General features: G+C 67.8%; 27 protein-coding genes and 1 tRNA gene. 12 read left to right on the top strand and 16 right to left on the bottom strand.

The window, feature by feature from the left end; genetic code table 11:
* Positions 1-10: 10 nt before the first annotated feature.
* From ACK4S2_RS09620 to ACK4S2_RS09580, 9 genes are all read left to right on the top strand, one after another.
* Positions 11-568 carry a NifU family protein gene (locus ACK4S2_RS09620; RefSeq protein ID WP_409623474.1) on the top strand — a complete coding sequence of 186 codons (558 nt, stop codon included), beginning with the start codon at positions 11-13 and terminating at the stop codon, positions 566-568.
* On the top strand, positions 558-1187 hold the full coding sequence (gene tsaB, locus ACK4S2_RS09615) for a tRNA (adenosine(37)-N6)-threonylcarbamoyltransferase complex dimerization subunit type 1 TsaB (RefSeq protein ID WP_409623472.1): 630 nt from the start codon (positions 558-560) through the stop codon (positions 1185-1187). Before ACK4S2_RS09620 ends, tsaB begins: the two co-directional genes overlap by 11 nt.
* The gene (locus ACK4S2_RS09610; protein ID WP_409623470.1) at positions 1184-1609 is read left to right on the top strand and encodes a GNAT family N-acetyltransferase; all 426 of its coding nucleotides are present in this window, start codon (positions 1184-1186) and stop codon (positions 1607-1609) included. Before tsaB ends, ACK4S2_RS09610 begins: the two co-directional genes overlap by 4 nt.
* A gap of 146 nt (positions 1610-1755) precedes the next feature.
* On the top strand, positions 1756-2745 hold the full coding sequence (locus ACK4S2_RS09605) for a BMP family protein (RefSeq protein WP_409623468.1): 990 nt from the start codon (positions 1756-1758) through the stop codon (positions 2743-2745).
* Positions 2746-2752: 7 nt separating this feature from the next.
* Positions 2753-4324 (top strand): ABC transporter ATP-binding protein, encoded by a 1572-nt coding sequence (locus tag ACK4S2_RS09600; RefSeq protein WP_409623466.1) that lies wholly within the window; start codon positions 2753-2755, stop codon positions 4322-4324.
* On the top strand, positions 4321-5412 hold the full coding sequence (locus tag ACK4S2_RS09595; RefSeq protein ID WP_409623464.1) for an ABC transporter permease: 1092 nt from the start codon (positions 4321-4323) through the stop codon (positions 5410-5412). Before ACK4S2_RS09600 ends, ACK4S2_RS09595 begins: the two co-directional genes overlap by 4 nt.
* Before the next feature lies 1 nt (position 5413).
* Complete coding sequence (locus tag ACK4S2_RS09590) at positions 5414-6379, top strand: ABC transporter permease (RefSeq protein ID WP_409623462.1); 966 nt, start codon at positions 5414-5416, stop codon at positions 6377-6379.
* A gap of 85 nt (positions 6380-6464) precedes the next feature.
* The gene (locus tag ACK4S2_RS09585) at positions 6465-7385 is read left to right on the top strand and encodes a sulfite exporter TauE/SafE family protein (protein ID WP_409623460.1); all 921 of its coding nucleotides are present in this window, start codon (positions 6465-6467) and stop codon (positions 7383-7385) included.
* Positions 7382-8137, top strand: coding sequence for a TIGR02186 family protein (locus ACK4S2_RS09580; protein WP_409623458.1), 756 nt, complete (start codon positions 7382-7384; stop codon positions 8135-8137). Before ACK4S2_RS09585 ends, ACK4S2_RS09580 begins: the two co-directional genes overlap by 4 nt.
* 13 nt (positions 8138-8150) lie before the next feature.
* Here ACK4S2_RS09580 and ACK4S2_RS09575 read toward each other — a convergent pair whose 3' ends face one another.
* The 4 genes from ACK4S2_RS09575 to ACK4S2_RS09560 form a co-directional block, all read right to left on the bottom strand.
* Positions 8151-8606, bottom strand: a complete 456-nt coding sequence (locus ACK4S2_RS09575; RefSeq protein WP_409623456.1) for a universal stress protein — start codon at positions 8604-8606, stop codon at positions 8151-8153.
* 72 nt (positions 8607-8678) lie between these two features.
* Positions 8679-9413, bottom strand: a complete 735-nt coding sequence (locus ACK4S2_RS09570; RefSeq protein WP_409623454.1) for a hypothetical protein — start codon at positions 9411-9413, stop codon at positions 8679-8681.
* 99 nt (positions 9414-9512) lie between these two features.
* Positions 9513-10922, bottom strand: a complete 1410-nt coding sequence (glnA, locus tag ACK4S2_RS09565) for a type I glutamate--ammonia ligase (protein ID WP_409623452.1) — start codon at positions 10920-10922, stop codon at positions 9513-9515.
* 65 nt (positions 10923-10987) lie between these two features.
* Positions 10988-11326 (bottom strand): P-II family nitrogen regulator, encoded by a 339-nt coding sequence (locus tag ACK4S2_RS09560; RefSeq protein ID WP_409623450.1) that lies wholly within the window; start codon positions 11324-11326, stop codon positions 10988-10990.
* Between the two features lie 169 nt (positions 11327-11495).
* On the opposite strand from ACK4S2_RS09560, the gene ACK4S2_RS09555 reads away from it, so the two are divergent.
* The gene (locus ACK4S2_RS09555; protein ID WP_409623448.1) at positions 11496-13241 is read left to right on the top strand and encodes an NAD(P)H-hydrate epimerase; all 1746 of its coding nucleotides are present in this window, start codon (positions 11496-11498) and stop codon (positions 13239-13241) included.
* Between the two features lie 99 nt (positions 13242-13340).
* On the opposite strand, the gene ACK4S2_RS09550 is transcribed toward ACK4S2_RS09555, so the two are convergent.
* The 6 genes from ACK4S2_RS09550 to cobA all read right to left on the bottom strand — a co-directional run bounded on the left by ACK4S2_RS09550 (position 13341) and on the right by cobA (position 18269).
* The gene (locus ACK4S2_RS09550; protein ID WP_409623446.1) at positions 13341-14162 is read right to left on the bottom strand and encodes a ferredoxin--NADP reductase; all 822 of its coding nucleotides are present in this window, start codon (positions 14160-14162) and stop codon (positions 13341-13343) included.
* Positions 14163-14313: 151 nt separating this feature from the next.
* The gene (locus ACK4S2_RS09545; protein WP_409623444.1) at positions 14314-14727 is read right to left on the bottom strand and encodes a DUF934 domain-containing protein; all 414 of its coding nucleotides are present in this window, start codon (positions 14725-14727) and stop codon (positions 14314-14316) included.
* The gene (locus ACK4S2_RS09540) at positions 14724-15497 is read right to left on the bottom strand and encodes a phosphoadenylyl-sulfate reductase (RefSeq protein ID WP_409623509.1); all 774 of its coding nucleotides are present in this window, start codon (positions 15495-15497) and stop codon (positions 14724-14726) included. Before ACK4S2_RS09540 ends, ACK4S2_RS09545 begins: the two co-directional genes overlap by 4 nt.
* Positions 15487-17148 carry a nitrite/sulfite reductase gene (locus ACK4S2_RS09535; protein WP_409623442.1) on the bottom strand — a complete coding sequence of 554 codons (1662 nt, stop codon included), beginning with the start codon at positions 17146-17148 and terminating at the stop codon, positions 15487-15489. The genes ACK4S2_RS09540 and ACK4S2_RS09535 overlap by 11 nt, the downstream gene beginning before the upstream one ends.
* A 64-nt stretch (positions 17149-17212) precedes the next feature.
* Positions 17213-17512, bottom strand: a complete 300-nt coding sequence (locus tag ACK4S2_RS09530; protein WP_409623440.1) for a DUF2849 domain-containing protein — start codon at positions 17510-17512, stop codon at positions 17213-17215.
* A 1-nt stretch (position 17513) separates the two neighbouring features.
* Entirely contained in the window at positions 17514-18269 is a 756-nt protein-coding gene (gene cobA, locus ACK4S2_RS09525) for a uroporphyrinogen-III C-methyltransferase (RefSeq protein WP_409623438.1), read from the bottom strand.
* 138 nt (positions 18270-18407) lie between these two features.
* Between cobA and ACK4S2_RS09520 the strand changes: the two genes are divergently transcribed.
* Complete coding sequence (locus tag ACK4S2_RS09520) at positions 18408-18869, top strand: Lrp/AsnC family transcriptional regulator (protein WP_409623436.1); 462 nt, start codon at positions 18408-18410, stop codon at positions 18867-18869.
* A 54-nt stretch (positions 18870-18923) separates the two neighbouring features.
* Here ACK4S2_RS09520 and ACK4S2_RS09515 read toward each other — a convergent pair.
* The 5 genes from ACK4S2_RS09515 to ACK4S2_RS09495 all read right to left on the bottom strand — a co-directional run bounded on the left by ACK4S2_RS09515 (position 18924) and on the right by ACK4S2_RS09495 (position 24910).
* Positions 18924-18998 (bottom strand) — tRNA-Thr (locus tag ACK4S2_RS09515).
* A 79-nt stretch (positions 18999-19077) separates the two neighbouring features.
* On the bottom strand, positions 19078-20364 hold the full coding sequence (locus ACK4S2_RS09510) for an O-acetylhomoserine aminocarboxypropyltransferase/cysteine synthase family protein (RefSeq protein WP_409623434.1): 1287 nt from the start codon (positions 20362-20364) through the stop codon (positions 19078-19080).
* A gap of 146 nt (positions 20365-20510) precedes the next feature.
* Positions 20511-22742, bottom strand: coding sequence for a molybdopterin cofactor-binding domain-containing protein (locus ACK4S2_RS09505; RefSeq protein WP_409623432.1), 2232 nt, complete (start codon positions 22740-22742; stop codon positions 20511-20513).
* 4 nt (positions 22743-22746) lie between these two features.
* The gene (locus tag ACK4S2_RS09500) at positions 22747-23211 is read right to left on the bottom strand and encodes a (2Fe-2S)-binding protein (protein ID WP_409623430.1); all 465 of its coding nucleotides are present in this window, start codon (positions 23209-23211) and stop codon (positions 22747-22749) included.
* A gap of 97 nt (positions 23212-23308) precedes the next feature.
* Complete coding sequence (locus ACK4S2_RS09495; RefSeq protein WP_409623428.1) at positions 23309-24910, bottom strand: acyl-CoA dehydrogenase family protein; 1602 nt, start codon at positions 24908-24910, stop codon at positions 23309-23311.
* Between the two features lie 154 nt (positions 24911-25064).
* Here ACK4S2_RS09495 and ACK4S2_RS09490 point away from each other — a divergent pair, with 154 nt between their 5' ends.
* Positions 25065-25367 (top strand): FtsB family cell division protein, encoded by a 303-nt coding sequence (locus ACK4S2_RS09490; RefSeq protein ID WP_409623426.1) that lies wholly within the window; start codon positions 25065-25067, stop codon positions 25365-25367.
* Positions 25368-25480: 113 nt separating this feature from the next.
* Here ACK4S2_RS09490 and ACK4S2_RS09485 read toward each other — a convergent pair.
* Positions 25481-25707: transposase (locus tag ACK4S2_RS09485; RefSeq protein WP_409623424.1), on the bottom strand; the 227-nt coding region annotated here is incomplete at its 5' end.

The following is a 25707-nucleotide window of genomic DNA, read 5'->3' as shown; positions in this document are numbered from 1 at the left end:
AGGCCTGCCCATGTTCATCCAGACCGAAACCACCCCGAACCCTGCCACGCTGAAATTCCTGCCGGGCCAGGCGGTGATGGATGTCGGCACCGCCGATTTTCCCAGCGCCGAGGCTGCGGCCTCCTCGCCGCTGGCGCGTCGCATCTTTGCGACCGGCGGGGTCAGCGGCGTGTTTCTGGGCAACGATTTCGTCACCGTGACAAAGGACGCGGGCGTGTCGTGGGATCATGTCAAGCCGGCGATCCTGGGCGCGATCATGGAGCATTACCAGTCGGGTGCCCCGGTGATCGAGGGGGCGGCCGCTGCGGCCCATGCCGCCCATGACGGCCCCGATGGCGATATCGTGCGCCAGATCAAGGAATTGCTGGATACCCGCGTGCGGCCGGCCGTGGCGCAGGACGGTGGCGACATCACCTTTCACGGCTTCGACCGCGGCGTTGTCTACCTGCACATGAAGGGGGCCTGCGCCGGTTGCCCCTCCAGTACGTTGACGCTGAAGATGGGAATCGAAAACCTGCTGCGCCACTACATTCCCGAAGTGACCGAGGTTCGGCCCGTTGCGGCCTGAAACCGTTCTGGCCTTCGACACATCGGCGGCGCATTGCGCCGCCGCTTTGCTTTTGCCCGACGGCCGCTGCCTGACCCTGGCCGAGGACATGGCCCGCGGCCAGGCCGAACGGCTGCTGCCGATGCTGTCCGAGCTGCTGGCCGAGGCCGGGGCGGCCTGGCGCGACCTGACCCGGATCGGGGTCGGCATCGGGCCGGGCAACTTTACCGGCATCCGCATCTCGGTTGCGGCGGCGCGCGGGTTGGCGCTGGGGCTCGGTGTGCCCGCAATCGGCGTCGGCCGGTTCGAGGCGCTGGCGCATCGTCTGCCGCGCCCCCTGCTGGTGGTCGAACCCGGGCGCACGGGCGAGGTCTGGGTGCAACGTTTCGACATCGGGTCCGAGGGGCCCTTGCTGGCCTGCGACCCGGCCGAGGTGCCGCGCCTTGCGACGGACGCCGCCGCGACCGGCTCGGCGGCGCATCTGACCGACGGCCCGGTTCTGGCACCTGCCTTGCCGCTTGCCGAGGCGGTGGCGCGCCTTGCCGCCTTGCGTGCGCCGGGGGCCCGGCCGGCACCGCTGTATCTGCGCCCCGCCGATGCCGCCCCGCCCAGCGACCCGCCCCCCGTCATCCTGCCATGACCCCCGAAGCGTTGGCCGCGATACATGCCGCCGCCTTTACCGACCCGCGCCCCTGGTCGGCGGCCGAGTTTACGGCGTTGCTGAATGGTCCGGGCGTGTTCCTGTGTGCCGAACCCGAAGGCTTCGTGCTGGGGCGGGTGATTCTGGACGAAGCCGAGGTGCTGACCCTGGCCGTGGCCCCCGCGGCGCAAGGCCGCGGAGTGGGCACGCGGCTGATGGCGGCGTTCGCCGGGCACGCGCAGCGCCTTGGCGCGACGCGCGGGTTTCTGGAGGTTGCCGCCCATAACGGGCCGGCCCGGGCGGTCTATGCCCGGACGGGCTGGGTCGAATCCGGTCGGCGCAAGGGCTATTACCGCGATGCGGCCGGCGCGCCTTGCGATGCCGTGCTGATGGCGCGCACATTTGCGCAGCCAAAGGGTTAGCCCGCGCCCTTGTTGCAGGCGCCCCCTGACCGCCGGGTCAAAAACCTGTTGACCGCCGCGCTGCCCTGCGGCTTGATGTGGTCTGATCCGCGCAAAGTCGGACACCGCAGCAGTTCAGACCTGCGGAACATAACGGGAGATACCGAATGACCCTGATGCACAAATTCCTCGGCGCCTCGGCTGCGCTGGCGCTGAGCGCGGGCATGGCTGCGGCAGAGCCGGCCCTGATTTTCGACCTCGGCGGCAAGTTCGACAAGTCCTTCAACGAAGCGGCCTACAATGGTGCGCAGAAGTGGGCGCAGGAAACCGGCGGCACCTACAAGGAGCTGGAAATGCAATCCGCCGCGCAGCGGGTGCAGTTCGCGCGCCGCATGGCGGAATCGGGGGCCAACCCCATCGTCGTGATGGGCTTCCAGAACATGGCGACGCTGGAGGAAGTGGCCCCCGACTACCCCGACACCCGCTTCGTGCTGATCGACGGCGTGGTCGATGCGCCGAACGTCCGCTCGGTGCTGTTCACCGAACACGAAGGCAGCTACCTGGTGGGCATGTTGGCCGCGATGGCCAGCAAGACCGGCACCGTGTCCTTCGTCGGCGGCATGGACATTCCGCTGATCACCGCCTTTGCCTGCGGCTATGCCCAGGGCGCCAAGGCGGTGAACCCCGACGTCAAGGTCATCGTGAACTACACCGGCGACACGCCGGCGGCATGGAACGACCCGGTGAAGGGCGGCGAAATTGCCAAGGCGCAGATTTCGCAAGGGTCTGACGTGGTGTTCGCCGCAGCGGGCGGCACCGGCCTTGGCGTGTTGCAGGCGGCGGCCGATGCAGGCGTGCTGTCGATCGGCGTGGACAGCAACCAGAACCACCTGCACCCGGGCAAGGTGCTGACCTCGATGCTCAAGCGCGTGGACAACGCGGTGTATCAGGCCTTCAAGGACGGCCCCGGTCTGGAAACCGGCATCGTGGTGATGGACCTCAAGGCCGAAGGCGTGGGCTATGCGCTGGACGAAAACAACGCGGCCCTGATCAGCGATGAGATGAAGGCCAAGGCCGAGGAGGCGCGCGCCGCCATCACCTCGGGCGCGCTCAAGGTGCACGACTACCGCACCGACAGCACCTGCCCGGCGTTCTGATCCGGTCATGGTGACCGAAACCACCCCGGGGCGGCAGGCAACTGCCGCCCCAAGCGGTTATGCCATCGAATTGCGCGGCATTTCCAAGGCCTTCGGGCCGGTGCAGGCGAACAAGGACATCTCGATCCGCGTTCGCCGCGGAACGATTCATGGCATCATCGGCGAAAACGGTGCGGGAAAATCGACGCTGATGTCGATTCTCTACGGCTTCTACAAGGCCGATTCCGGCGAAATCCTGATCGGGGGCACCCCGACCGCCATCCCCGACAGCCAGGCCGCCATCCGCGCCGGCATCGGCATGGTGTTTCAGCATTTCAAGCTGGTGCCGAACTTTACCGTGCTGGAAAACATCATCCTCGGCGCCGAGGACGGCCGGTTGCTGCGCCCTTCGCTGGCCAAGGCGCGCGAGGTCTTGCGCAAGCTGGCGCAGGATTACGAACTCGACGTGGACCCCGATGCCGTGGTGGAGGATCTGTCGGTCGGCCACCAGCAGCGGGTCGAGATCCTCAAGGCGCTGTATCGTCAGGCCGACATCCTGATCCTGGACGAGCCCACCGGCGTGCTGACCCCGGCCGAGGCCGACCACCTGTTCCGCATCCTGCGCGGCCTGCGCGACCAGGGCAAGACGATCATCCTCATCACCCACAAGCTGCGCGAGATCATGGAGATCACCGACGAGGTGTCGGTGATGCGGCGCGGCACGATGGTGGCGTCCGTCACCACCTCCGAGACCAGCCCCGAACAGCTGGCCGAATTGATGGTCGGCCGCAAGGTGCTGCTGAAGGTGGACAAGATACCCGCAACCCCCGGGCGCCCGGTGCTGGAGGTGGAAAACCTGTCCGTGACCGACGCCTTTGGCGTGCAACGTCTGAAAGGCGTGTCGTTGCAGGTGCGGGCAGGCGAAATCCTCGGCATCGCCGGGGTCGCGGGCAACGGGCAGACCGAACTGCTGCAGGTGCTGGGCGGCATCATGCGCGGCAAGGGCCGGGTGCGGATGAACGGTGCCGACCTGCCGCTGTCGGGCCGCGGCGCCGACGGGCAATCGCGGCGCGCGGCGGGCATCGCCCATGTGCCCGAAGACCGTCAGGAACAGGGCCTCATCATGGATTTCATGGCCTGGGAAAACGTGGCCTTCGGCTACCACCATGCCCCCGAATACCAGAAGAACGCGCTGATGATGAACAACGACGCCATTCGCGCCGATACGGTCGCCAAGATGGAGCGTTTCGACGTGCGCCCGCCGATTCCGACGCTTGCCGCGAAATCCTTTTCGGGCGGCAACCAGCAGAAGATCGTCGTCGCGCGCGAGATCGAGCGCAACCCCGACCTGCTGCTGGTCGGCCAGCCCACCCGCGGCGTCGATATCGGCGCCATCGAATTCATCCACAAGCAGATCGTGGCCTTGCGCGATGCCGGCAAGGCGATCCTGCTGGTTTCGGTGGAGCTGGACGAGATCATGTCGCTGTCCGACCGCATCGCGGTGATCTTCGACGGCCGCATCATGGGCGAACGCCTGCCGCAAGACACCAACGAACGCGAACTGGGGCTGCTGATGGCCGGGATGGGGGGCAAGGCATGAACCGGTTGCCGCCCTGGGCCGATGCGGTGATCGTGCCGCTTGTTTCGCTGCTCATCGCCTTTCTCGTGTCGGGCGTGGTGATCCTTGCCATCGGCGAAAGCCCGGTCGAGGCCATGACCATCATGGTCAAGGGGGCGCTCGGGTCGACCTATGGTTGGGGCCACACGCTGTATTATGCGACCAACTTCGTCTTCACGGGGCTTGCGGTTGCCATCGCGTTTCATGCCGGGTTCTTCAACATCGGCGGCGAAGGTCAGGCTTTGCTTGGCGGGTTGGGGGTGGCGTTGGTCTGCCTGTTCATCCCCTGGCCGCACTGGTCGCTGGCGCTGGCGGCGGCGGTGGTGGCGGGGGCCGCCTTCGGGGCGGCCTGGGCGGCGATCCCGGCGTGGTTGCGCGCCACGCGCGGCAGCCATGAGGTGATTACCACCATCATGTTCAACTTCATCGCCGCCTCGCTGCTGGTTTACGTGCTGGTGCACGTGCTGCGGCCGCAAGGGTCGATGGACCCGGCCTCGCGCCGTTTTCCGCCCGACACCCGCCTGCCGCGCCTGGGCGAAATGGCCGAGGCGGTGGGCATACCCTTCGCCAAGGGGACGCCAGCGAACATCAGCCTGTTCCTGGCGATCGGGGCCTGCGTACTGGTGTGGTTCATCATCTGGCGCACGCGGCTGGGCTATCAGATCCGGGCGCTGGGGAAAAAGGAAAAGGCGGCCGTCTATGCCGGCATCAGCCCGGTGCGGGTTACGATGTATGCCATGCTGATCTCGGGCGCCCTCGCCGGGCTGATGGCAGTGAACTCGACCATGGGCGAGGCCAACCGGCTGGTCAACGGCGCGGCCGAGGGGGCGGGCTTCATCGGCATTGCGGTGGCGCTGATGGGGCGCAGCCACCCGTTCGGGGTGGCGCTGGCGGCGTTGCTGTTCGGCTTCCTGTATCAGGGCGGGGGGGAACTCAGCCTCGAAACCTCGATCCCGCGCGATCTGATCATCGTCATCCAGGCGCTGGTGATCCTGTTCACCGGGGCGCTGGACAACATGGTGCGCTGGCCGGTGCAACGGCTGTTTGCCGGGCTGCGGAAGGGCGACTGACATGGACCTGCTGACGATCCTGCAAATTCTCGACAGCACGCTGCGTCTGGCCACGCCGTTGCTGCTGGCGTGCCTGGCCGGCATGTTCTCGGAACGCGCCGGCGTGTTCGACATCGGGCTGGAAGGCAAGATGCTGGCCGCGGCCTTTCTGTCGGCGGCGGTGGCGGCGGTCACGCTCAACGTCTGGCTGGGGCTGGCAGCGGGCATCGCGGCCAGCCTGCTGATGGCGGCGATCCACGGTGTCGCCTCGATCACTTTCCGGGGCAACCAGCTGATTTCCGGCGTGGCCATCAACTTTCTGGCCGCTGGCCTGACGGTGTTGATCGGCCAGCACTGGTTCCAGTTGGGCGGGCGCACACCGGCGCTGTTGGAAGGCGGGCGGTTCGAGACGATAACCCTGCCCGGCGCCGAGTCGCTGGCCGGCATCCCAGTGCTGGGGCCGATCTATGCCGAGCTGATCTCGGGCCACACGATTCTGGTCTATGTCGCCCTGCTCTGCGTGCCGGCCAGCTGGTGGTTGCTGTATCGCACCCGCTTTGGCCTGCGTCTGCGCGCGGTGGGCGAAAATCCGGCGGCGGTGGATACGGCCGGGGTCTCGGTCGTGACCTTGCGCTTTGCGAGCGTGATGATCTGCGGCTTGCTGTGCGGCATTGCCGGGGCCTATCTGGCCACGGGGCTCTCGGCGGGCTTTGTCAAGGACATGACGGCGGGCCGCGGCTTCATCGCGCTGGCGGCGCTGATCTTTGCCAAGTGGCGCCCGTGGCAGGCGCTGGGGGCGACGCTGCTGTTCGGCCTGCTGGAGGCGCTGGCCAACCGCTATCAGAACATCGACCTTGGCGGGGTGGTGATTCCGGTGCAGGTGATGCAGGCGCTGCCTTATGTGCTGACCGTAATCATTCTGGCGGGCTTTGTGGGCAAGGCCATTCCGCCGCGCGCGGGCGGCGAGCCCTATGTGAAAGAGCGTTGAGCAAAGGGCCCCCGCGGCCCTTTGACTTCGCTGCGCGGTGGTGCGACTGTTTCCTTGACGCCCAGCGGCTTGCGCGGAACAGTTGATGCAGCTTTACCTGCCCATCGCCGAAGTCTCGGTGAATGCCTTGGCGCTGCTGGGCCTGGGCGGGCTGGTGGGCCTGCTGTCGGGCATGTTCGGGGTGGGGGGCGGTTTCCTGATAACCCCGCTCCTGATGTTCATCGGCGTGCCGCCGGGTGTTGCCGTGGCCACCGGCGCCAATCAGGTGGTGGCATCGTCGGTTTCGGGCGTTCTCGCGCATCTCAAGCGGCGGACCGTGGATTTCCGCATGGGGCTGGTGCTGCTGGCTGGCGGCCTCGTCGGGTCTGTTGCCGGGATCTGGGTGTTTTCGATCCTGCGGCGGATGGGGCAGGTCGAGCTGCTGGTCCAGCTCAGCTATGTCCTGTTCCTCGGGCTGATCGGCGCGATGATGTTGCAGGAAAGCCTGCGCGCGCTGCGCCGGGCGTCGCGGCCCGGTGCGCCGCCGCGCCGGGCGCACCAGCACTACCTGGTTCATCGCCTGCCGATGAAGATGAAGTTTCGCGTTTCCGGGCTGTACATCAGCGTCATCCCGCCGATGGTCGTCGGGGCTGCGGTTGGGTTTCTGGCGGCGATCATGGGGGTTGGCGGCGGCTTCATCATGGTGCCGGCGATGATCTATCTGCTGGGCATGCCGACCAAGGTCGTGGTCGGCACATCGCTGTTCCAGATCATCTTTGTCACGGCCTTCACGACGCTGATGCACGCGGTCACGGCCTATTCCGTGGATATCCTGCTGGCGGTCATGCTGATCCTGGGCGGGGTGGTGGGCGCGCAGGTCGGCACGCAGATCGGCCTGCGGCTGAAGGCGGAAAAGCTTCGGCTGTTCCTGGCGCTGCTGGTGTTGTCGGTTTCCGTCAAGATCGCCTTCGACCTGCTGGTGACACCGGACGAGCTTTATACCCTTGCTCCGGGGCGGATGCCATGATCCGGCTGGTCCTGGCGTTGCTGCTGCTGTTGATGGCCCCGGTGCAGGCCGAAACTGTCGTCGCCGGTTTGAGCCAGAACCGCGTGGCGATCACGGCGAACTTCGACGGGTCCGAGATCATGGTGTTCGGCGCCGTGGCCCGCGATGCGCCGGTGCCGCCCGGCCGGCTGGACGTGATCGTGACGATCGAAGGGCCGTCCGGCCCGGTGATCGTGCGCCGAAAGGCGCGTCGCATGGGAATCTGGGTGAACGTCGATGCGGTGGAAATCGACGCGGCGCCGTCTTTTTACGCCATTGCCACCACCGCGCCGCTGGCAGACATCCTTTCCGAAACCGACAACCTGCGCTACCGCATCAGCATCGGGCAGGCGGTGCGCGCCATCGGTGCCAGCGGGCAAGCCGCCGACAGCCCGGCCTTTTCCGAAGCGCTGATCCGTTTGCGGCGCGCCAATGGCGCCTATCTGGTGGCGGATGGCGGCGTGACGCTGGACCGCGACACGCTGATCCGGGCCGATGTGCGGCTGCCTGCCAACCTGACCGAAGGCAACTTTCGCGCGCGCATCTTTCTGCTGCGCGAGGGGCGGGTGGTGGCGCACGAGGAAACCGCGATCGAGGTGCAAAAGACCGGGATCGAGCGGTTTCTGCACCGCCTGGCGCTGGACCAGCCGTTGATCTACGGCATCCTTTCGCTGACCCTTGCCATTCTGGCCGGGTGGCTGGCCTCGGCCGCCTTCGCCTGGGTGCGGCGCTGAGGCGGCGGCGCCTTCAGGTGATCGACTCTAGGCGCTCCTTGGACATTTCGCCGGGCACGATGGTCAAAGGGCAGGGCAGGCTGGCCGAGTGGCGCGACAAATGCGTGACCAGCGGCCCAGGCCCCGACTTGTCGCTGCCTGCGCCCAGCACCAGGATGCCGATCCGGGGGTCTTCCCTGAGTTGGGCCAGAACTTCGGCCACGGCTTCGCCTTCGCGGATCACCAGTTCGGGCTGCACGCCGTGCTTGTCGCGCATCCATTTCGCGAAAACCTCGAAATGCGCCTCGATCCTTTCGCGGGCTTCGGCCCGCATCAGGTCGGCCACACCGGCCCAGTGGCGGAACTCCTCGGGCGGGATCACCGACAGGATCACGACACCGGCGCCGGTGTGGGCGGCGCGCAAGGTGGCGTAACGCATGGCATTCAGGCATTCGCGGCTGTCGTCCAGCACCACCATGAACTTACGCATCGCGTCCTCCTTGTGGCCTGCATGATGCCGCGTGCGGCAAGGGCTGTCCAGCGCAGCCGGCGGCACGGCGCCCTAACGCCTGCGCTGCAACAACTCTTCGCGCATCAGCGACAGGCGGCGGAACACCGTGCCCGGATCGGCATTCAGCCGGTCCAGCAGCGCCAGCGCCACCTTTCCCAGAACAGGTTCTTCAAGCGCGGCCTGCACTATCGGTGCCAGCAGGTTGATGTCGAGCCCTCCGTCGCGCAGCGAAAACGGCTCGATCCCCATCGGCAGGTCGGCCTTGATCCTTTGCCCGACCGGAAAGGCGGTGTCGGGCGCCAGCCCGGAATACAGCCGCTCGAACTCGGTCAGCTTCAGCAGGCTGAACAGAACCTTCAGCGATTGGCCCAGGTGCCGTTCCCCTTCGGTTTCGCCATGATCGGCAAAGGTGATCGCGGCCGAGATCAGCCAGCGCGAAGGCAAGGCCGCGCACAGCCAGTCGCCCTGTTCCGTCCAGATGCGGCGGAACAGACCCGGGGCGTGGGCGGGCCATGCCCGCTTGCGCAAGGTGGCGATCAGCACGGCGTGCAGCAGCATCAGTTCGGGCTGGCCTTGCAATTCGGCGGCCAGCGCGTGCCGTTTGCGCGCAAAGGACGACGGCCGGTCGGGCATCGGGCCCGGGTCCGGCACCAGCCTTGTGCGCAGCGGCGCCAGATCGACGTCCGGGGGGGGCAGGGCCTCGCCTGCAGCAAAGCTCAGCGGCGCCCGGCGGGCCTCGTAACGTTCGATGGCGGCGGCCCAGCCGCCGGAGTAGGTCAGGCGCATCGATGCGTCCTCTTTCGGGCAGTCTGGCAAGCGCCGTGTCCCCCCACAAGCAGAAAGGGCGCCCTGGCGGGCGCCCTTTCGATGGCTGCGCCCCCTGGGTCAGCAGCTGTAGTACATCGCGTACTCGACAGGGTGGGGGGTATGCTCGTAGGCATAGACCTCTTCCCACTTCAGCGCCATGTAGGCTTCGAGCTGGTCGCGGGTGAACACGTCGCCTGCCAGCAGGAAGTCCATGTCCTTGGACAGTTCTTCCAGCGCCTCACGCAGGCTGCCGCAGACGGTCGGGATTTCGGCCAGTTCTTCCGGCGGCAGGTCGTACAGGTCCTTGTCCGACGCCGGGCCCGGGTCGATCTTGTTCTTGATCCCGTCGAGGCCGGCCATCAGCAGCGCGGCAAAGGCCAGATAGGGGTTGGCCGACGGATCGGGGAAACGGGCCTCGACGCGCTTGGCCTTGGGCGATTCGGTCCACGGAATACGGACGCAGCCCGAGCGGTTGCGCGCGGAATAGGCGCGCAGCACCGGCGCCTCGAAGCCCGGGATCAGGCGCTTGTAGCTGTTGGTGCCGGGGTTGGTCAGCGCGTTCAGCGCCTTGGCGTGCTTGAGGATGCCGCCGATGAACCACAGTGCTTCCTGGCTCAGGTCGGCATACTTGTCGCCGGCGAACAGGTTCTTGCCGTCTTTCCAGATCGACATGTTCACGTGCATGCCGCTGCCGTTGTCGCCCTTCATCGGCTTGGGCATGAAGGTCACGGTCTTGCCGTAGGCATGCGCGACGTTCTGGATGACATACTTGTATTTCAGGATGTTGTCGGCCTGCGCGGTCAGCGTGCCGAACACCAGGCCCAGTTCGTGCTGGCAGGTGGCAACCTCGTGGTGGTGCTTGTCCACCTTCATGCCCATGCGCTTCATGGTGCTGAGCATTTCGCTGCGCAGATCCTGCGCTTCGTCGATCGGGTTGACCGGGAAGTAACCGCCCTTGTGCGCCGCACGGTGTGCGAGGTTGCCCGATTCGTATTCCGTGTCGGTGTTCCAGGCGGCGGCGGCGGCATCGATCTGGTAGGCCACCTTGGAGGGGGTCACCGAATAGCGCACGTCGTCGAAGATGAAGAATTCGGCCTCGGGGCCCATGTAGGCGACATCGCCGATGCCGCTGGCCTTCAGATAGGCTTCGGCCTTCAGCGCGGTTCCGCGCGGGTCGCGGCTGTAGGGCTCGCCGGTGTCGGGTTCGACCACGTTGCAATGGATGCAAAGCGTCTTTTCGGCATAGAACGGGTCGATGTAGACCGAGGTCGGGTCGGGGATCAGCTTCATGTCGGACTGATCGATCGATTTCCAGCCGGCGATCGACGAGCCGTCGAACATGAAGCCTTCTTCGAACCAGTCCTCGTCCACGAGGTGGGCCATCAGCGTCACGTGCTGAATCTTGCCCTTGGGGTCGGTAAAGCGGACGTCGACGTATTCGACCTCTTCGTCCTTCATCAGTTTCAGGACGTCCTGAACCTTGCTCATGTGTGTTTCCTTACGGTTGGCGGTTGCGGGTCCGACCGTGCCGGGCAGGCGTGGCCGGAAATGACTCAGACGGCGTCCTCGCCGGTTTCGCCCGTGCGGATGCGGATGACCTGTTCGACCGGCGAGACGAAGATCTTGCCGTCGCCGATCTTGTCGGTGCGGGCGGCGCCGATGATCGCCTCGATCGCGGCATCGACCATGTCGTCGTTCAGAACGACCTCGATCTTCACCTTGGGCAGAAAGTCGACGACGTATTCGGCACCGCGATAGAGTTCGGTGTGCCCTTTCTGGCGGCCGAAGCCCTTGACCTCGATCACCGACAGGCCCTGGATGCCGACGTCCTGAAGCGCCTCCTTCACCTCGTCCAGCTTGAAGGGCTTGATGATCGCCTCGACCTTCTTCATGGGCCCGTCCTCCGTTCGGTTCCTAACAGCGTCTGACCACTTCCGCGCCGCCCGGACAATCGGTTAACCTGCCTGCGGCTGCGGCGATGCAGCGAGAAGGCGGTTATTGCCTTAAATTTGTGCGACTGGTGCGTTTTGTGTGCGGAATGGGAATGCTGGCGGCGCGAAAATGACCGAAGTCCTGATATCTGCCCAAATGCGCGCCATCGAACGGGCGGCCATTGATTCCGGTGCCGTCACCGGGCTGGAGCTGATGGAGCGGGCCGGGCAAGGCGTGGTGGGCGCGATCCTGGCAGAATTGCCCGATCTTGCGCGGGGCGCGCCCCGTGCGGTCGTGCTGTGCGGTCCGGGGAACAACGGCGGCGACGGATTTGTCGTGGCGCGGCTGCTGACGGGCCGGGGGTGGGCGGTGCGGGTGCTTGCCGCCGCATCGCCCGAAGCCATGCCGCCCGATGCGGCCGAGAACGCCCGGCGCTGGCTGCCGATCGGACCGGCCGAACCCTTGACCGAGGATGCCTTGCGCAGCGGCCCGCCCGGCGATCTTTATGTCGATGCGATCTTCGGCACCGGCCTGTCGCGCGCGCCCGCGGGCGAATTGCTGCGCGTGCTGACCCATCTGGGCGGGCGGAATGGCGATGCGGGCTTCTATACCCCGCGGCTGGTGGCGGTGGATGCGCCGTCGGTGCTGTGCCTTGACAGCGGGCGCAGCCTGTATCGCGGGTGGGATGTGCCCCGCGCGCGGCTGACGGTCACGTTCGACAGCCCCAAAGCCGGGCATCTGCTGGCGCAGGGTCCGGCGCTGTGCGGCAAGCTGGTCGTTGCGGATATCGGGCTTGCGCCGTGGCGCGCGATGGAAGCGCCGCATCAGGTGCAAGGTCGCTGGTCGGGCCGCATGCGTTCGGTCCGGTTGGGTCGCGTCGCCCCGGTTGCCGCCGGAGACATCGAGGCAAGGACGCACCCCGGCGCATTCGTGCCCGCCAAGTTGGGCAAGGCTGGTTGGTCCGAGGCGGATCAGACCCACAAGTTCACCTTCGGCCATGCCCTTGTCCTGTCGGGCGGCTGCGGCCAGGGCGGCGCCGCGCGCCTGGCCGCGCGCGGGGCGCTGCGCATCGGGGCGGGGCTGGTGACGGTTGGCTGCCCGCCCGAAGCGCTGGCGGAAAACGCCGCGCGTCTGGATGCGGTGATGCTGCGCCCGGTGGTGGATGGCGGCGCGCTGGCCGATGTGCTGGTGGACAAGCGGATCACCGCGCTGTGCCTCGGCCCCGGGCTGGGCACCGGCGCGCGCGAGGTGGGGCTGGTGGCGGTGGCGTTGGGACTGCCCGTCCCGGGCGGGCCCCGGGACTTCGGTCCCTTCGATCTGCCCGGCAGGCCGGGAGGCCCCGGGTCAGGCCCGGGGCGGGGTAAACAGGGGCGGTCCGTCGTTCTTGATGCCGATGCGCTGACTATCCTGGGGCAGCATGCCGACCTGTTCGCCGCCTTGCACCCCGGCTGTGTCCTGACCCCGCATGCCGGCGAATTCGCGCGCCTGTTCCCGGACATTGCCGCCAAACTGGCCGAACCGGCGACGAAAGGCCCCGCTTGCTCCAAGGTCGATGCCACGCGGGAGGCTGCTGCCCGTTCTGGCTGCGTGGTGCTGTTCAAAGGGCCGGATACCGTGATCGCCGACCCTTCGGGCCGCTGCGCCATCCATGCGGCGGCCTATGACCGCTCGGCCCCCTGGCTGGCCACCGCCGGGTCGGGCGATGTGCTGGCAGGATTCATCGCCGGCCTTCTGGCGCGCGGCCTTGCGCCGTTCGACGCGGCCTGCACCGCCGCCTGGCTGCATGTGGAGGCGGCGCGGACCTTCGGCCCCGGCCTGATCGCCGAGGATTTGCCCGAGCAGCTGCCTGCGGTGTTCCGCGCCTTGGGGGTCTGACCCCCTTGGGGTCGATTTCGCTTCGACCCTTGCACCCTCGGGGGGCTGGGCCGGAACGGACAGGGGGGCGCCGGCAGCCCCCCTGACCCGGTCGATCCCCTAGATTCCGTCGCCGACGAAGGCCTTTTCCACCACGAATTCGCGGGGTTCGGAATTGGCGCCTTCGCGCAGGCCCCAGCCTTCGAGGATCGCCTTGACGTCGATGTTGAAGGCAAGGCTGCCGCAGATCATGGCGCGGTCGGTGGCCGGGTTCATCGGGCCTTCGAGCCCCAGATCGGCAAAGACCTTTCCGCTGGCAAGGTTGTCGGTCACCCGGCCCATGTGATGAAACGGCTCGCGCGTGGTGGTGGGGTAGTAGAGCAGCTTGCCTTCCACCATCTCGCCGATCAGTTCGTCGTTGCACAGGTTTTCCACCAGCTGCCGGCCATATTCCAGCTCGGCCACCTCGCGGCAGGTGTGCATCATGATGACCTGGTCGTATTTCTCGTAGGTTTCCGGGTCGCGCATGAGCGAGGCGAAAGGCGCGATCCCGGTGCCGGTGGCCAGGAACCACAACCGCTTGCCCGGCAGCAGCGCGTCATGCACCAGCGTGCCCACGGGTTTCGGCCGCAGGATGATCTGATCGCCGGGTTCGATGTGCTGCAGCCGGCTGGTCAGCGGGCCATCGGGCACCTTGATGGAGTAGAATTCCAGCTCCTCGTCCCAGTTGGGCGAGGCGATGGAGTAAGCGCGCAGGATCGGCTTGCCGCGTTCGTCGGGCAGGCCGATCATCACGAATTCGCCCGAGCGGAAGCGCAGCGACTGCGGGCGCGTGACGCGGAAGGAAAACAGCCGGTCGGTCCAGTGCGTCACCGCCGTTACCGTCTGGGCGTCGGGCATCACCAGGCTGCGGGCATCGGGTTTGGTGGCGGTGTCGTTCATGCGGTGTCCTTGGCCGGGGGGACTTGTGTTTCGGGCGGACCGGGGGCTTCGCGCCCCCGGACCCCCGCGGGATATTTGGAGACAGAAAATGCAGCCCGCCTTGCGGTGGATCAAGCCTGCTTAGCGGATTCGGTGTCGTCGCGGAAGCCGGTCAGGCAAAAAGCCGCGCCCTGTGGTCGTGGGCCTGCCAATTGGCGCGCGCCTGCCATTGCGGCCAGGGCTGGCGGGCGGCGAGGGCGTCGGAGATTTCCGCCTCGTCGAAGCCGGCGCGCCGGATCATGGCATACTGGTCGGCCAGCACGTGACCTGCGGCGCGCAGCCTGCCGGCAAAGCCCAACCGGCGCAGGTCGCGTGCCAGCGTGAAGCCCCGGCCGTCGTTGAAGGCGGGGAAGGCGATGCGGATCAGGTGCAGCCCGTCGAGGCGCCCGGCCAAGGCAGCGGCCCGGTCGCCCGGGAGAAGGTGGACTGCCGTGGCGTGAGGGTGGGCGGGCAGATCGGCCAAGGCCACGATGGGGTCTGCGAAGGTGTCGGGGGCGAACCCTGCGTCGGTGACGATCACGCTCATGCCGCGTTGTCCTGTGTGGGGCGGCGCACGATGCGGCCGTCGATGAAATGGATGCCGCACTCGGTCTTGGCCGATCCGCGCCAGCGGCCGGCGCGTTCGTCCTCGCCCGGGGCCACCGGCGAGGTGCAGGGGGCGCAACCGATGCTGGGGTAGCCGCGCGCGACCAGCGGGTGGCGCGGCAGGCGGTTGTTGAGCATGTAGTCGGCCACGTCCTCCTTGCCCCAATGGGCCAGCGGGTTGACCTTGATGCGGCCCGTGCCCGGCTCTTCCTCGAAGAAGTCCAGCGTGGCGCGGGTGTCGCCCTGATAGCGCTTGCGCCCGGTGATCCAGGCGTCGAACCCCGACAGGGCCCGGTCGAGCGGAACGGTCTTGCGCAGGGTGCAGCAGGCGTCGGTGTCGCGGCTGTGCAGGGCGGTGTCGGGGTCGGCCAGGGCAAGCTCGGTCAGCCCGGCACGGATCACGCGGACATCGCGCAAATCCAGCCGGTCGGCCAGATCGCGCTGATAGGCGAGCGTTTCGGGGAACAGCAACCGGGTGTCGATGAACAGCACCGGCGTCTGCGGTGCCACCACCGAAACGAGGTGCAGCAGCACCACGGATTCCGCCCCGAAGGACGATACCAGCGCCACGCGGCCGAGGTCGGCATCCTTCAGCGCGTGTTCCAGCACCGCGACCGCGCCGTGGTGCCGGTAGCGCGCGTTCAGCGCCGCAACCCGTGTCGCCACCGGGGCAAGGCCCGCGCCCGAACCGTGCAACCCGTCAGGCCGCATCACGATCGGCCGCACCATAAAGCGCCTCCCTGAACGGTTCGGGGCCGAGGCGGCGGAACGCATGGGCAAAGCTTTCCTGCGCGTCGGTCCGCAGGTCGAGGTAGCTGCGCAGCAACCTTTCGATGGCGGGCACGATCTGGTCGTAGGCAAAGCCCGGGCCGGCCCGTTCGCCGATGGCCGCGTTTTCGGTGGCATCGCCGCCGAGCGTGATCTGGTAGTTTTCCACCCCGGCGCGGTCGAGCCCGAGGATGCCGATATGCCCGACATGGTGGTGACCGCAGGCGTTGATGCAGCCCGAGATCTTGATCCTGAGCGCACCGATTTCGCGTTCGAGCCCGAGGTCGCGGAAATGCGTGGCCAGCGCCTGGGCCACGGGGATGCTGCGGGCGGTGGCCAGGGCGCAGTAATCCATGCCGGGGCAGGCGATGATGTCGGACAGCAGGCCCACATTGGCCGTGGCCAGCCCGGCCTCGGTCAGCGCGGCCCAGACGGAGGGCAAATCGCCCTTGTGCACGTGCGGCAGGATGACGTTCTGTTCGTGGCTGATGCGCAACTCGTCATGGCCATAGGCCTCGGCCAGGTCGGCCAGAACCCGCATCTGGGCGCTGCTGGCATCGCCGGGCGTCGCACCATGCGCCTTGAGGCTGACGGTCACGATGGCATACTGGTCGTTGCGGTGCGCCGCGAGGTTGGTTTCGGCCCATTCCCGATAGGCCGGGTTCCCCAGTGCCAGCAGATGCGCGTCGATGGGCGCGTTGCGGAAGGCAGGCGGCGCGAAGGCCGCGGCGATTTCTGCCAGGAACGCATGGTTCAGCACAAAGCGCGGCCGCAATTCGGCAAAGCGGCGTTCGACCTCGGCGCGGAAGGCATCGAGCCCGTTTTCGAAGACGGTGATCTTGATGCGGGCCTTGTACTTGTTGTCGCGTCGGCCGGACTCGTTGTAGGTGGCGAGGATCGCCTCCAGATAGGGCAGCAGGTCATCGAGCGGCACGAAGGGGTTGATGACCTGCCCGATCATCGGCGTGCGGCCCAGGCCCCCGCCCACGATCACCTCGAACCCCGCTTCGCCGGCATCGTTGCGCAGCATGCGCAGGCCGATGTCGTGCGCCTTGGTCACGGCGCGGTCGTTCGGGCTGCCGGTGATGGCGATCTTGAACTTGCGCGGCAGGAACTGGAACTCGGGGTGGTCGGTCGACCACTGGCGCAGCAGCTCGGCAATCGGGCGCGGGTCGGCGATTTCATCGGCGGCGGCACCGGCGAAATGGTCGGCGGTCACGTTGCGGATGCAGTTGCCCGAGGTCTGGATCGCGTGCATTTCCACATCGGCCAGCGCCGACAGGATCGCGGGCACATCGCCCAGTTTCGGCCAGTTGAACTGGATGTTCTGCCGCGTGGTGAAGTGGCCATAGCCCTTGTCCCAGGTGTCGGCGATCATGGCCAGTTGCCGCATCTGGCGGCTGTTCAGCGTGCCATAGGGAATGGCCACGCGCAGCATGTAGGCATGCAGCTGCAGGTAAAGCCCGTTCATCAGGCGCAGCGGGCGGAACTCGTCCTCGGTCAGCGACCCGTCCAGCCGCCGCGCCACCTGGGCGCTGAATTGGGCAACCCGGGCGCGGGTGAAGGCTTCGTCGAAGTCGTTGTAGCGGTACATGGGCAAACCTCGGTCGGCGGCGCGGCGGCGCCGGGCAGGCTGGTGTCGGGGCAGGTGGGCCGGGTCAGGCCCGTTCGGCCTGCTTGCCGTGCGGATAGTTCGACGGGCCGCGGGTGCGGAAGGCTTCGCGGAAATGCGCGGGCTCGGGTCCGTTCGGGCCGGGGCGGGCATCGGCCAGATAGGCGCCGACCACGGCATCGGCTTGCCGCTGGGCGTGCAGCAGGCGCATCTGGGCGTGGGCCTCGTCCTCGATCAGCTCTGCCTCGTGATGGTGGGGCGACCAGCGGTTGTCGGCGGTCAGCCAGACGGATTCGCCGGTGCGCAGGTCGTTGGCGGTCACGGTCTTTGGCGTGAAGCGGGGCATCTCAGGCTTCCTTGATCGCGGGCAGGGCGGCGCGGGCGGCGCGCGGCGCCAGCCCGCACAGGATGACGGCGGGGCCCGCGCAGGCCGCGGCGGCGGCGGGCAGGGTGGCAAGGGTGGCGGCGTGCAGCCGCTGTTCCGGGCGGCTGGCGTTTTCGACCAGCGTGACCGGCGTTCCGGGGGCGGCGCCGTGCATCATCAGCCGGCCTTGCAGGAAACGTGCGGCCGCCTTGCCCATGTAGATGGCCGCGACAGCGCCGGGGCGGGCAAGGGCGCGCCAGTCCTGGTCGGCAAAGCCTTGCATGTCGTGCGCCGTCAGCAGCGTCAGCGCACCGTTGCGCCCGCGGGCCGTCAGCGGTTGGCCCAGGGCCGCCGCGGCGGCGCTGGCCGCCGTCAGGCCCGGCAAGATGGTCCAGGGGATACCGGCCGCATCCAGGGCATCGAGCTCTTCCTCGAGGCGGCCGAAGATGCCGGGGTCGCCGGCTTTCAGGCGCACGACAAAGGCGCCGGCACGGGCGGCGTCGATCATGGCGGCGTGGATGTCGGCTTGCGGGGTCGAGGGGCCGAAGCCTTCCTTGCCGGCGTCGATCCGCCGTGCGGTTTCCGGGATCAGGTCGAGGATGGCGGCGCCAACCAGCCGATCGTGCACCACCACATCGGCCGCCTGCAAGGCGCGCAGCGCGCCCAGTGTCAGCAGGTCCGGGTTGCCCGGCCCGGCCCCGACCAGGGCGACGGTGGATTTGGCATGCGGCTGGGTCATGGCGGGTTCCCGTGATGATGCGCCGCTAATATAGAACATTTTTCCGGTTTCTGACGAGATACCCCTTGCAGATAAGGAATCGGGTTCAGATACTGTGCCGATCCGAAACATATGTTCCAATCCTGGGGGTGAACGCGAATGGCTGTCCGGCTGGACGAGATGGACCGGAAAATCCTTGCGGTGCTGCAAGAAGATGCCAGCCAGTCGCTGGACGAGATCGCCCGCCGCGTCGGCAGTTCCAAGACCCCGGTCTGGAACCGGATTCGGCGCATGAAGGAACAGGGCGTGATCCTGCGCACCACCGCGTTGCTCGATGCCGAGGCATTGGGGCTGGAGGCCTGCTTTTTCGTGCTGGTGCGCACCAGCGAACACGAAGCCGACTGGCAGCGCCGTTTTCTGGATGTGCTGCGCCGTCGCCCCGAGGTGCTGGAGGCACACCGCCTGGCCGGCGACATCGACTATATCCTGAAGGTCCGCGTCAAGAACGCCCGCGCCTACGACACCTTTTATCAGGCGCTGATTTCCGAGGTGCGCATCTACAACGTGACCGCGCTGCTGAGCATGGAGGAGATCAAGGCCACAACAGTGTTGCCGCTGTGACACGGCAAAGTTCGCAAACCGATGCTCCCGGCGCGGACGCGATGCAAGGGGGTATGGTGCTGCAAGAGAGGATTGAACTCTCGACCTCTCCCTTACCAAGGGAGTGCTCTACCACTGAGCTACTGCAGCGCCGTGCGGGCGGATTAAACGCAATCCGCAGCGGGTGCAAGAGGCAGGCAGCGAAAATTTCCGCCTGCCTCCGATTGCATCAGGCCGTGGCCTTGGCCAGCGCCTGATCGAGGTCGGCGATGATGTCGTCGGCATCCTCGATCCCGATCGACACGCGCACCACGTTCGGCGCGGCGCCGGCGGCCTTTTGCTGTTCGGGCGTCAGCTGGCGGTGCGTGGTCGAGGCCGAGTGGATGATGAGGCTGCGGGTGTCGCCCAGGTTGGCCACGTGGGAAAACAGGTTCAGGCTGTCCACCAGCTTGACGCAAGCCTCGTAGCCGCCCTTGACGGCAAAGGTGAACAAGGCCCCGGCGCCCTTGGGCACCACGCGCTTGGCCCGTTCGTGATAGGGCGAGGACGGCAGGCCGGCATAGGTCACGAATTCCACGCGCGGGTCGGCCTCGAGCCAGGCCGCCACCTTCGCGGCGTTTTCGACGTGGCGCTGCATCCGCAGGGACAGCGTCTCGATTCCCATCAGGGTGTAATGCGCGGCCTGCGGGTTCATCGTCATGCCCAGGTCGCGCAAGCCGATGGCGATGCCGTGAAAGGTGAAGGCCAGCGGGCCGAAGGTTTCGTGGAACTTCAGCCCGTGATAGGCCGGCTCCGGTGCCGACAGCGACGGGAACTTGTCGTTGGCCGACCAGTTGAACTTGCCCGAATCGACGATGCAGCCACCGGTGACCGTGCCGTTGCCGGTCAGGTATTTCGTGGTGGAATGCACGACCAGCGTGGCGCCGTGTTCGATGGGGCGGCAAAGCCAGGGGGTTGCCGTGGTGTTGTCGACCACCAGCGGGATGCCGGCCGCATCGGCGATGTCGGCCAGCGCGCGCAGGTCGGTCACGTAGCCGCCGGGGTTGGCGATGGTTTCGCAGAAGATGGCCCGGGTGTTGCCGTCGATCGCGGCCTTCACCGACGCCAGGTCGTCGGTATCGACGAATTTCGTCGACCAGCCGAACCGCTTGAAGACCTGCGTGAACTGGGTGATCGTCCCTCCATACAGCCGCGAGGACGCCACGATGTTGCATCCCGGCGCCATCAGCGGATACAGCGCCATGATCTGCGCCGCGTGACCCGACGAGGTGCAGACAGCGCCCACGCCGCCTTCCAGCGTGGCGATTCGTTCCTGCAGCGCGGCCACGGTGGGGTTGGTCAGGCGCGAATAGATGTAGCCCACCTCCTGCAGGTTGAAGAGTGCTGCGGCGTGGTCGGCATCGCGGAACACATAGGCCGTGGTCTGGTAGATCGGCACCTGACGGGCGCCGGTCGCCGGGTCGGGTCGGGCCCCGGCGTGAATTTGCAGCGTGTCGAAACCGTAGGTGCGGGTCATGGGTCGCCTCCGTTCTGAAATTGCCCGTCAGCCTAGGGCGGCGTCACAGGCGGCGCAACGGGGCGGTCTTGGAAAAGGACAGGGTTCCGGGGGAAGCGGCGCGGTTGGCCCGGTATCCCTTGCGGCGACACCGGGCCGGAACGGCGTCAGACCACGAAGTCGAAGTCGTGGCGCAAGGGCAGGCGGCGGATGCGCTGCCCTGTCAGGTCGAAGATGGCATTGGCCAGCGCCGGCGCCGCCGGCGGCGTGCCCGGCTCGCCCACGCCGCCGATGCGGTGCCCCGATTGCAGGATGCGCACCTGCACATCGGGCATGCCGGTCATCCGCAAGGAGTCGTAGTCGGGAAAGTTCGTTTCCTGCACCGTGCCGTCGCGGAACGTGATTTCGCCCAGCATGGCTGCCGACAGGCCGAACACCATGCCGCCTACCATCTGCGCCTCGACGATCGCCGGGTCCAGCGCGACTCCGGGGTCGCAGGCGATGAAGGCCCGGGTCAGCGCAATGGCATTGCCGCGTCGTTCCACCTCGACCACCTGCGCGACCGGGGTGCCGAAACTGTAGCAGAAAGCCACGCCGCGCCCCACGCCCGGGCGCTTGCCGGCGCGCCAGCCCGACAGGTCGGCCACGGCCTCCAGCACATCGGCCGAAGGTCCGTGCGCCGGGCGGATATGGGCCAGGCGGAACTCCAGCGGGTCGGCGCCTGCGGCATGGGCCAGTTCGTCGACAAAGCTTTCGTGGAAAAAGGCGTTCTGCGAATTGCCGACCGACCGCCAGAACCCGATGGGCACCGAAAGATCGGCCAGATGCCCGCGCACCCGGGCATTGGCGATGGCATAGGGTTGGTCGAAGGCGCCTTCGACGGTGGCACGGTCCGGCCCGCCGCCGCCCAGGCCGGTCATGCGGCCCATCGCCTGCTGCGTCACCGAAGGGGCAGCAAGCGCCAGGTCGAACCCGCCGATCCGCCCGTCGCGGATCCAGCCGCGGGCACGGGCGATGGCTGCGGGGCGATAGACATCGTGGGTCATGTCCTCTTCGCGCGACCAGGTGACCAGAACCGGCGTGCCGGGAACCGCAGCGGCAACCTGCGCCGCGATGGTGGTAAAGTCGGTTTCCGCCCGGCGGCCGAAGCCGCCGCCCATGATGGTGGTGTGCATCGTGACCGTTTCGGCGGCGATCCCCACGGCATCGGCGGCCTTGCTGGCGGCAAAGCCCGGGGCCTGCGTCCCGGCCCATAGCGTCAGCGCGCCGTCCTGGAACAGGGCGGCCGCGCTCATCGGCTCCATCGTGGCATGCGCGAGGAAGGGGACGGAATATTCCGCCTCGACCACCGGCACACCCATCGGCACGTCGCCCGCGGCACCATCGTTGCGCATGGTGGAATTGGGGGCGGTGTCGAACGCCGCCACCAGCCGCGCGCGCTGGCTTTCGTCATCGGCCGGGTAGGGGGCAGGCGCCCATTGCACCTGCACCGCGTCGGCACCTTGCAGCGCGGCCCAGGTGGTGTTGCCGATCACCGCGACACCGTCGGCCAGGGGCACGACCTTTTCCACCCCCGGCAAGTCCAGCGCCGGGGCCGGATCGTGCGACAGCATGCCGGCCCCAAGCCCGGGGTTGCGGCGGACCACGGCGAACTTCATGCCCGGAAGTCGGATGTCGATGGCGAATTGCGCCGTGCCGGCGACCTTGGCCACCATGTCGGTTCGAGGTTGGCTGCGCCCCAGCAACCGCCAGGTCGACGGGTCGCGCAAGGGCGGCACCGGCGGGTCGATCCGGGCGGCATCCGCCGCAAGATCGGCATAGGCAATGCGCTGGCCGTCGGGGGCGGTGACGAAACCGCCGGCGGTGCCCAGCCGGTCCGCCGCCACGCCCAGGCGCGCCGCTGCGGCCGTCTTAAGCGCCTCGCGCGCGCTGGCACCCGCCTGGCGCATCTTGACGAAGGCATCGGCGGTCGAGGTCGACCCGCCCGTGACCTGCAACCCCAGCATCTTGGACACCACCGAGGCCTGTTCGCCCAGCCATTCGCCCCAGCCGGACCGCGCCCATTCCGGCCCGGGAACCACGCCCTTCATCAGCGCGCCGTTATAATAGGCTTGCGCCGGGGGCCCGTGGATCACGGAAATCTGGTCCATCTCGGCGTCCAGTTCCTCGGCCACCAGGGCCGCGAGCGTCGTGGTGATGCCCTGGCCCATCTCGGCGCGCGGCACGACGACGGTGATGCCGTCGGCCCCGATCACCAGCCAGGGGTTCATCACGCCGTTGCCGCTCAGCGGGTTGGGCAAGGTGCGCCGGGCTTGCCAGACGCCGAAGGCGACCCCGCCTGCCACCGCGACCGAAGTCACCAGGAATGCGCGCCGGGTCCATTTGCGGATCGTGCCCATGCGCTCAGCCTCCGATCATCAGTTTCTGCGCTTCTCGGATCGCGGCGCGGATCTTGGGGTAGGTGCCGCAGCGGCACAGGTTGCCAGCCATCGCCTGTGCGATGTCGTCGTCACTGGGCTCGGGGTTTTCGGCCAGCAGGCTGGCGGCCTGCATCACCTGTCCGGGCTGGCAATAGCCGCACTGTGCCACCTGATGCGTGACCCAGGCCTGCTGGATCGCGGCCAGCGCCTGCGGCGTGCCGATGCCTTCGATCGTGGTGACCGCGCCGGTCACATCCTCCAGCCGAAGCTGGCAGGACCGCACGGCCACACCGTCGACATGCACCGTGCAGGCGCCGCAGGCCGCCACGCCGCAGCCATACTTGGTGCCGGTCAGGTTCAGCCCGTCGCGCAGCACCCACAAAAGCGGCGTATCGCCCGGCAGATCGACCTGCCGGGGCTGGTTGTTGACGATGAGCGTGAAGGGCATCGCAGACCTCGCTTGGTTCTTTCCACTGTCAAGATACATGGGCGGCGCGCAAAGTCCAGCAAGACACGCAACCGTGATCGCCGCCCGGGCCCGGGGTTCAGACGGCCGACAGGATGGCGTCGGTGTCGAGCCCCGCCACCGCACCGGCGACGGCCCCCCGGGCGCTGCCGATCCGGGTGGCAACCCAGGCATCGGCCGTCGCCGCATCGCCGCCGCGGATCAGCACCGACCCGGCCAGCAGCACGGCCAGGCGTTCGGCGAACCAGCGGGCTTCGCCCTCGGGCGGCAGGCCGGGCCAGCGCGCCAGATGGTCGCGCAAGGCGGCGTCATAGCGGCGGTCTGCGCCGGTGGCGGCCTGCAATTCGGCCACCAGCCCCGCCCCCGCCGCCGGGTCGCGCGCCAGCGCCCGCAGGATGTCGAGCGCGATGACGTTGCCCGACCCTTCCCAGATGCCGTTCAGCGGTGCCTCGCGATACAGCAGCGGCATGGGCGTATCTTCGACATAGCCCATGCCGCCCAGGGCCTCCATCGCCTCGGCCACCAGCCAGACGCAGCGCTTGTTCGACCAGAACTTCGCCACCGCAACCGCAATGCGCGCGAACGGCGCCTCGGCCGGGTCGTCGAAAGCCCGGGCCACGCGCATCCCCAGCGCCAGCGCGCCTTCGGCCTCGACCGCCAGATCGGCCAGCACCGCGCGCATCAGCGGCTGGTCGATCAGCCGGCGCTGAAAGGCCGCGCGCCCCCGGGCCCACCACAGCGCTTCGGCCAGGGCCGCGCGCATCAGGCCGGCCGGAGCAAGCGCCGTGTCCAGCCGCGTGTGGTGGACCATCGACAGGATGGTGCGCACCCCTGCGCCTTCGTCGCCCAGCTGTTGCGCCCAGGCGCCGTGGTATTCGATTTCCGCGCTGGCATTGGCGCGGTTGCCTAGCTTGTCCTTCAATCGCTGGATCTGGATGGCATTGCGCCTGCCGTCCGGCGTCCAGCGTGGCACCACAAAGCAGGTCAGCCCGCCCGGCGCCTGCGCCAGCGTCAGAAAGCCGTCGGACATCGGCGCCGAACAGAACCACTTGTGCCCGGTCAGCCGCCAGCCTTCGCCATCGCGGGCCGCGGTGGTGGTGTTGGCGCGCACGTCCGAGCCGCCCTGCTTTTCGGTCATCGCCATGCCCATCGTCGCCGCCGCCTTTTGCACCAGCGGCACCGAGGCCGGGTCGTAGCCCCGAACCAGCAGTTTCGGCCGCCAAAGTGCGGCCAGCGCCGCATCCGCCGCCAGTGCGGGGACGGCGGCATAGGTCATGGTCATCGGGCAGCACACGCCGGGCTCGACCTGACTGAGCATGTAGACCAGCGCGGCATGGGTGGCGTGCCCGCCGGGGGCGCCTTCCCAGGCACAAGCCGCATAGCCGTGCGACAGGCCCAGCTGCATCAGCTGGTGCCAGGCGGGGTGAAAGCGCACCTCGTCCAGCCGCCGGCCGCCGCGGTCGAACAGATGCAGCTCGGGCGGGTTGCGGTTGGCCAGACGCCCGGCCTCGCGCATCTCCTCGGACCCGGCCGCGCGGCCAAAGGCGGCCAGCGCGGCGCGGTTTTCCTGGCCGGCCCAGCGGCGCAAGGCCGCGTCCGATTGCCACAGGTCGCGGGCCTGCGGGTCGGGCTGGTTGGTAACCTCGTGGGTCGCAAGGTGCGAGCGTGGGGCGTATGGCATGGCGCGTCTCCGTTCGGGGCAGGGTCACATGCGGGCGCCGGGAGGTAAAGCACTTGTGCGGGTTTCGCCCGCTTGCAGCCGGGGGTTTTCTTGGCGAATCACTTGTGGCACACTGCAACGCAATGGGGCGCCAGACCCCGCGAGAGGCCGAGCCATGTCGCTTCCATCGTCGCGCCCGCCTGTGGGCACCATTTTGCTTCTGGGGATTGCACTGGCAATTACCGGGAATTTCGCGTTTGCCGCGATGCAGGGCGACCACGGGTTGCTGCGACGGGTGCAGATTCAGGCCGACATCGCCGCGCTGGAAAGCCGCAAGGCCGAGTTGCAGGCAGAGCTTGCGCGCCTGAGCAATCTGACCACCGGATTGTCGGATACCGCGCTCGACCTCGACCTGCTGGACGAACGGGCAAGGCTGGTGCTGGGCTATCTGCGCGCCGATGAGGTCGTGATCCATTAGCAGGCTGCTGAAGAAGTCCACGAGGCGGAACAGTTTTCCCTCTGTTTGGGCGGCAGCGGTGAGCGTCGTGCTGGTCGAGGCGAGGTATGGGTGCCCGATGCCACCCCTCGTCGTCATGCGGCCGGCAGCCGGGGCAGTCGGGCGAGGTTGTTGGCGGCCATCGTCAGGATGAAGCGGGACCGCACCTTCTCGAGGCCGCGATAGACGGTCTGGGCCATGCCGCCGACGGTCTTGGCCCAGCCGAAGGTGAGGAGGATCAGCCAACGATCCGGGGGATCGTTGGCCCGACGCAAGTCGATCCGTTTGCGGTGCTTGATCGACAGGGCGTATCCCTCGTGCC

It is taken from the genome of Gemmobacter sp. (assembly GCF_046292685.1).
Classification (GTDB): domain Bacteria; phylum Pseudomonadota; class Alphaproteobacteria; order Rhodobacterales; family Rhodobacteraceae; genus Wagnerdoeblera.
The sequence above is the reverse complement of the archived record's forward strand: the minus strand, read 5'-3'. Positions and strand labels throughout refer to the sequence as shown.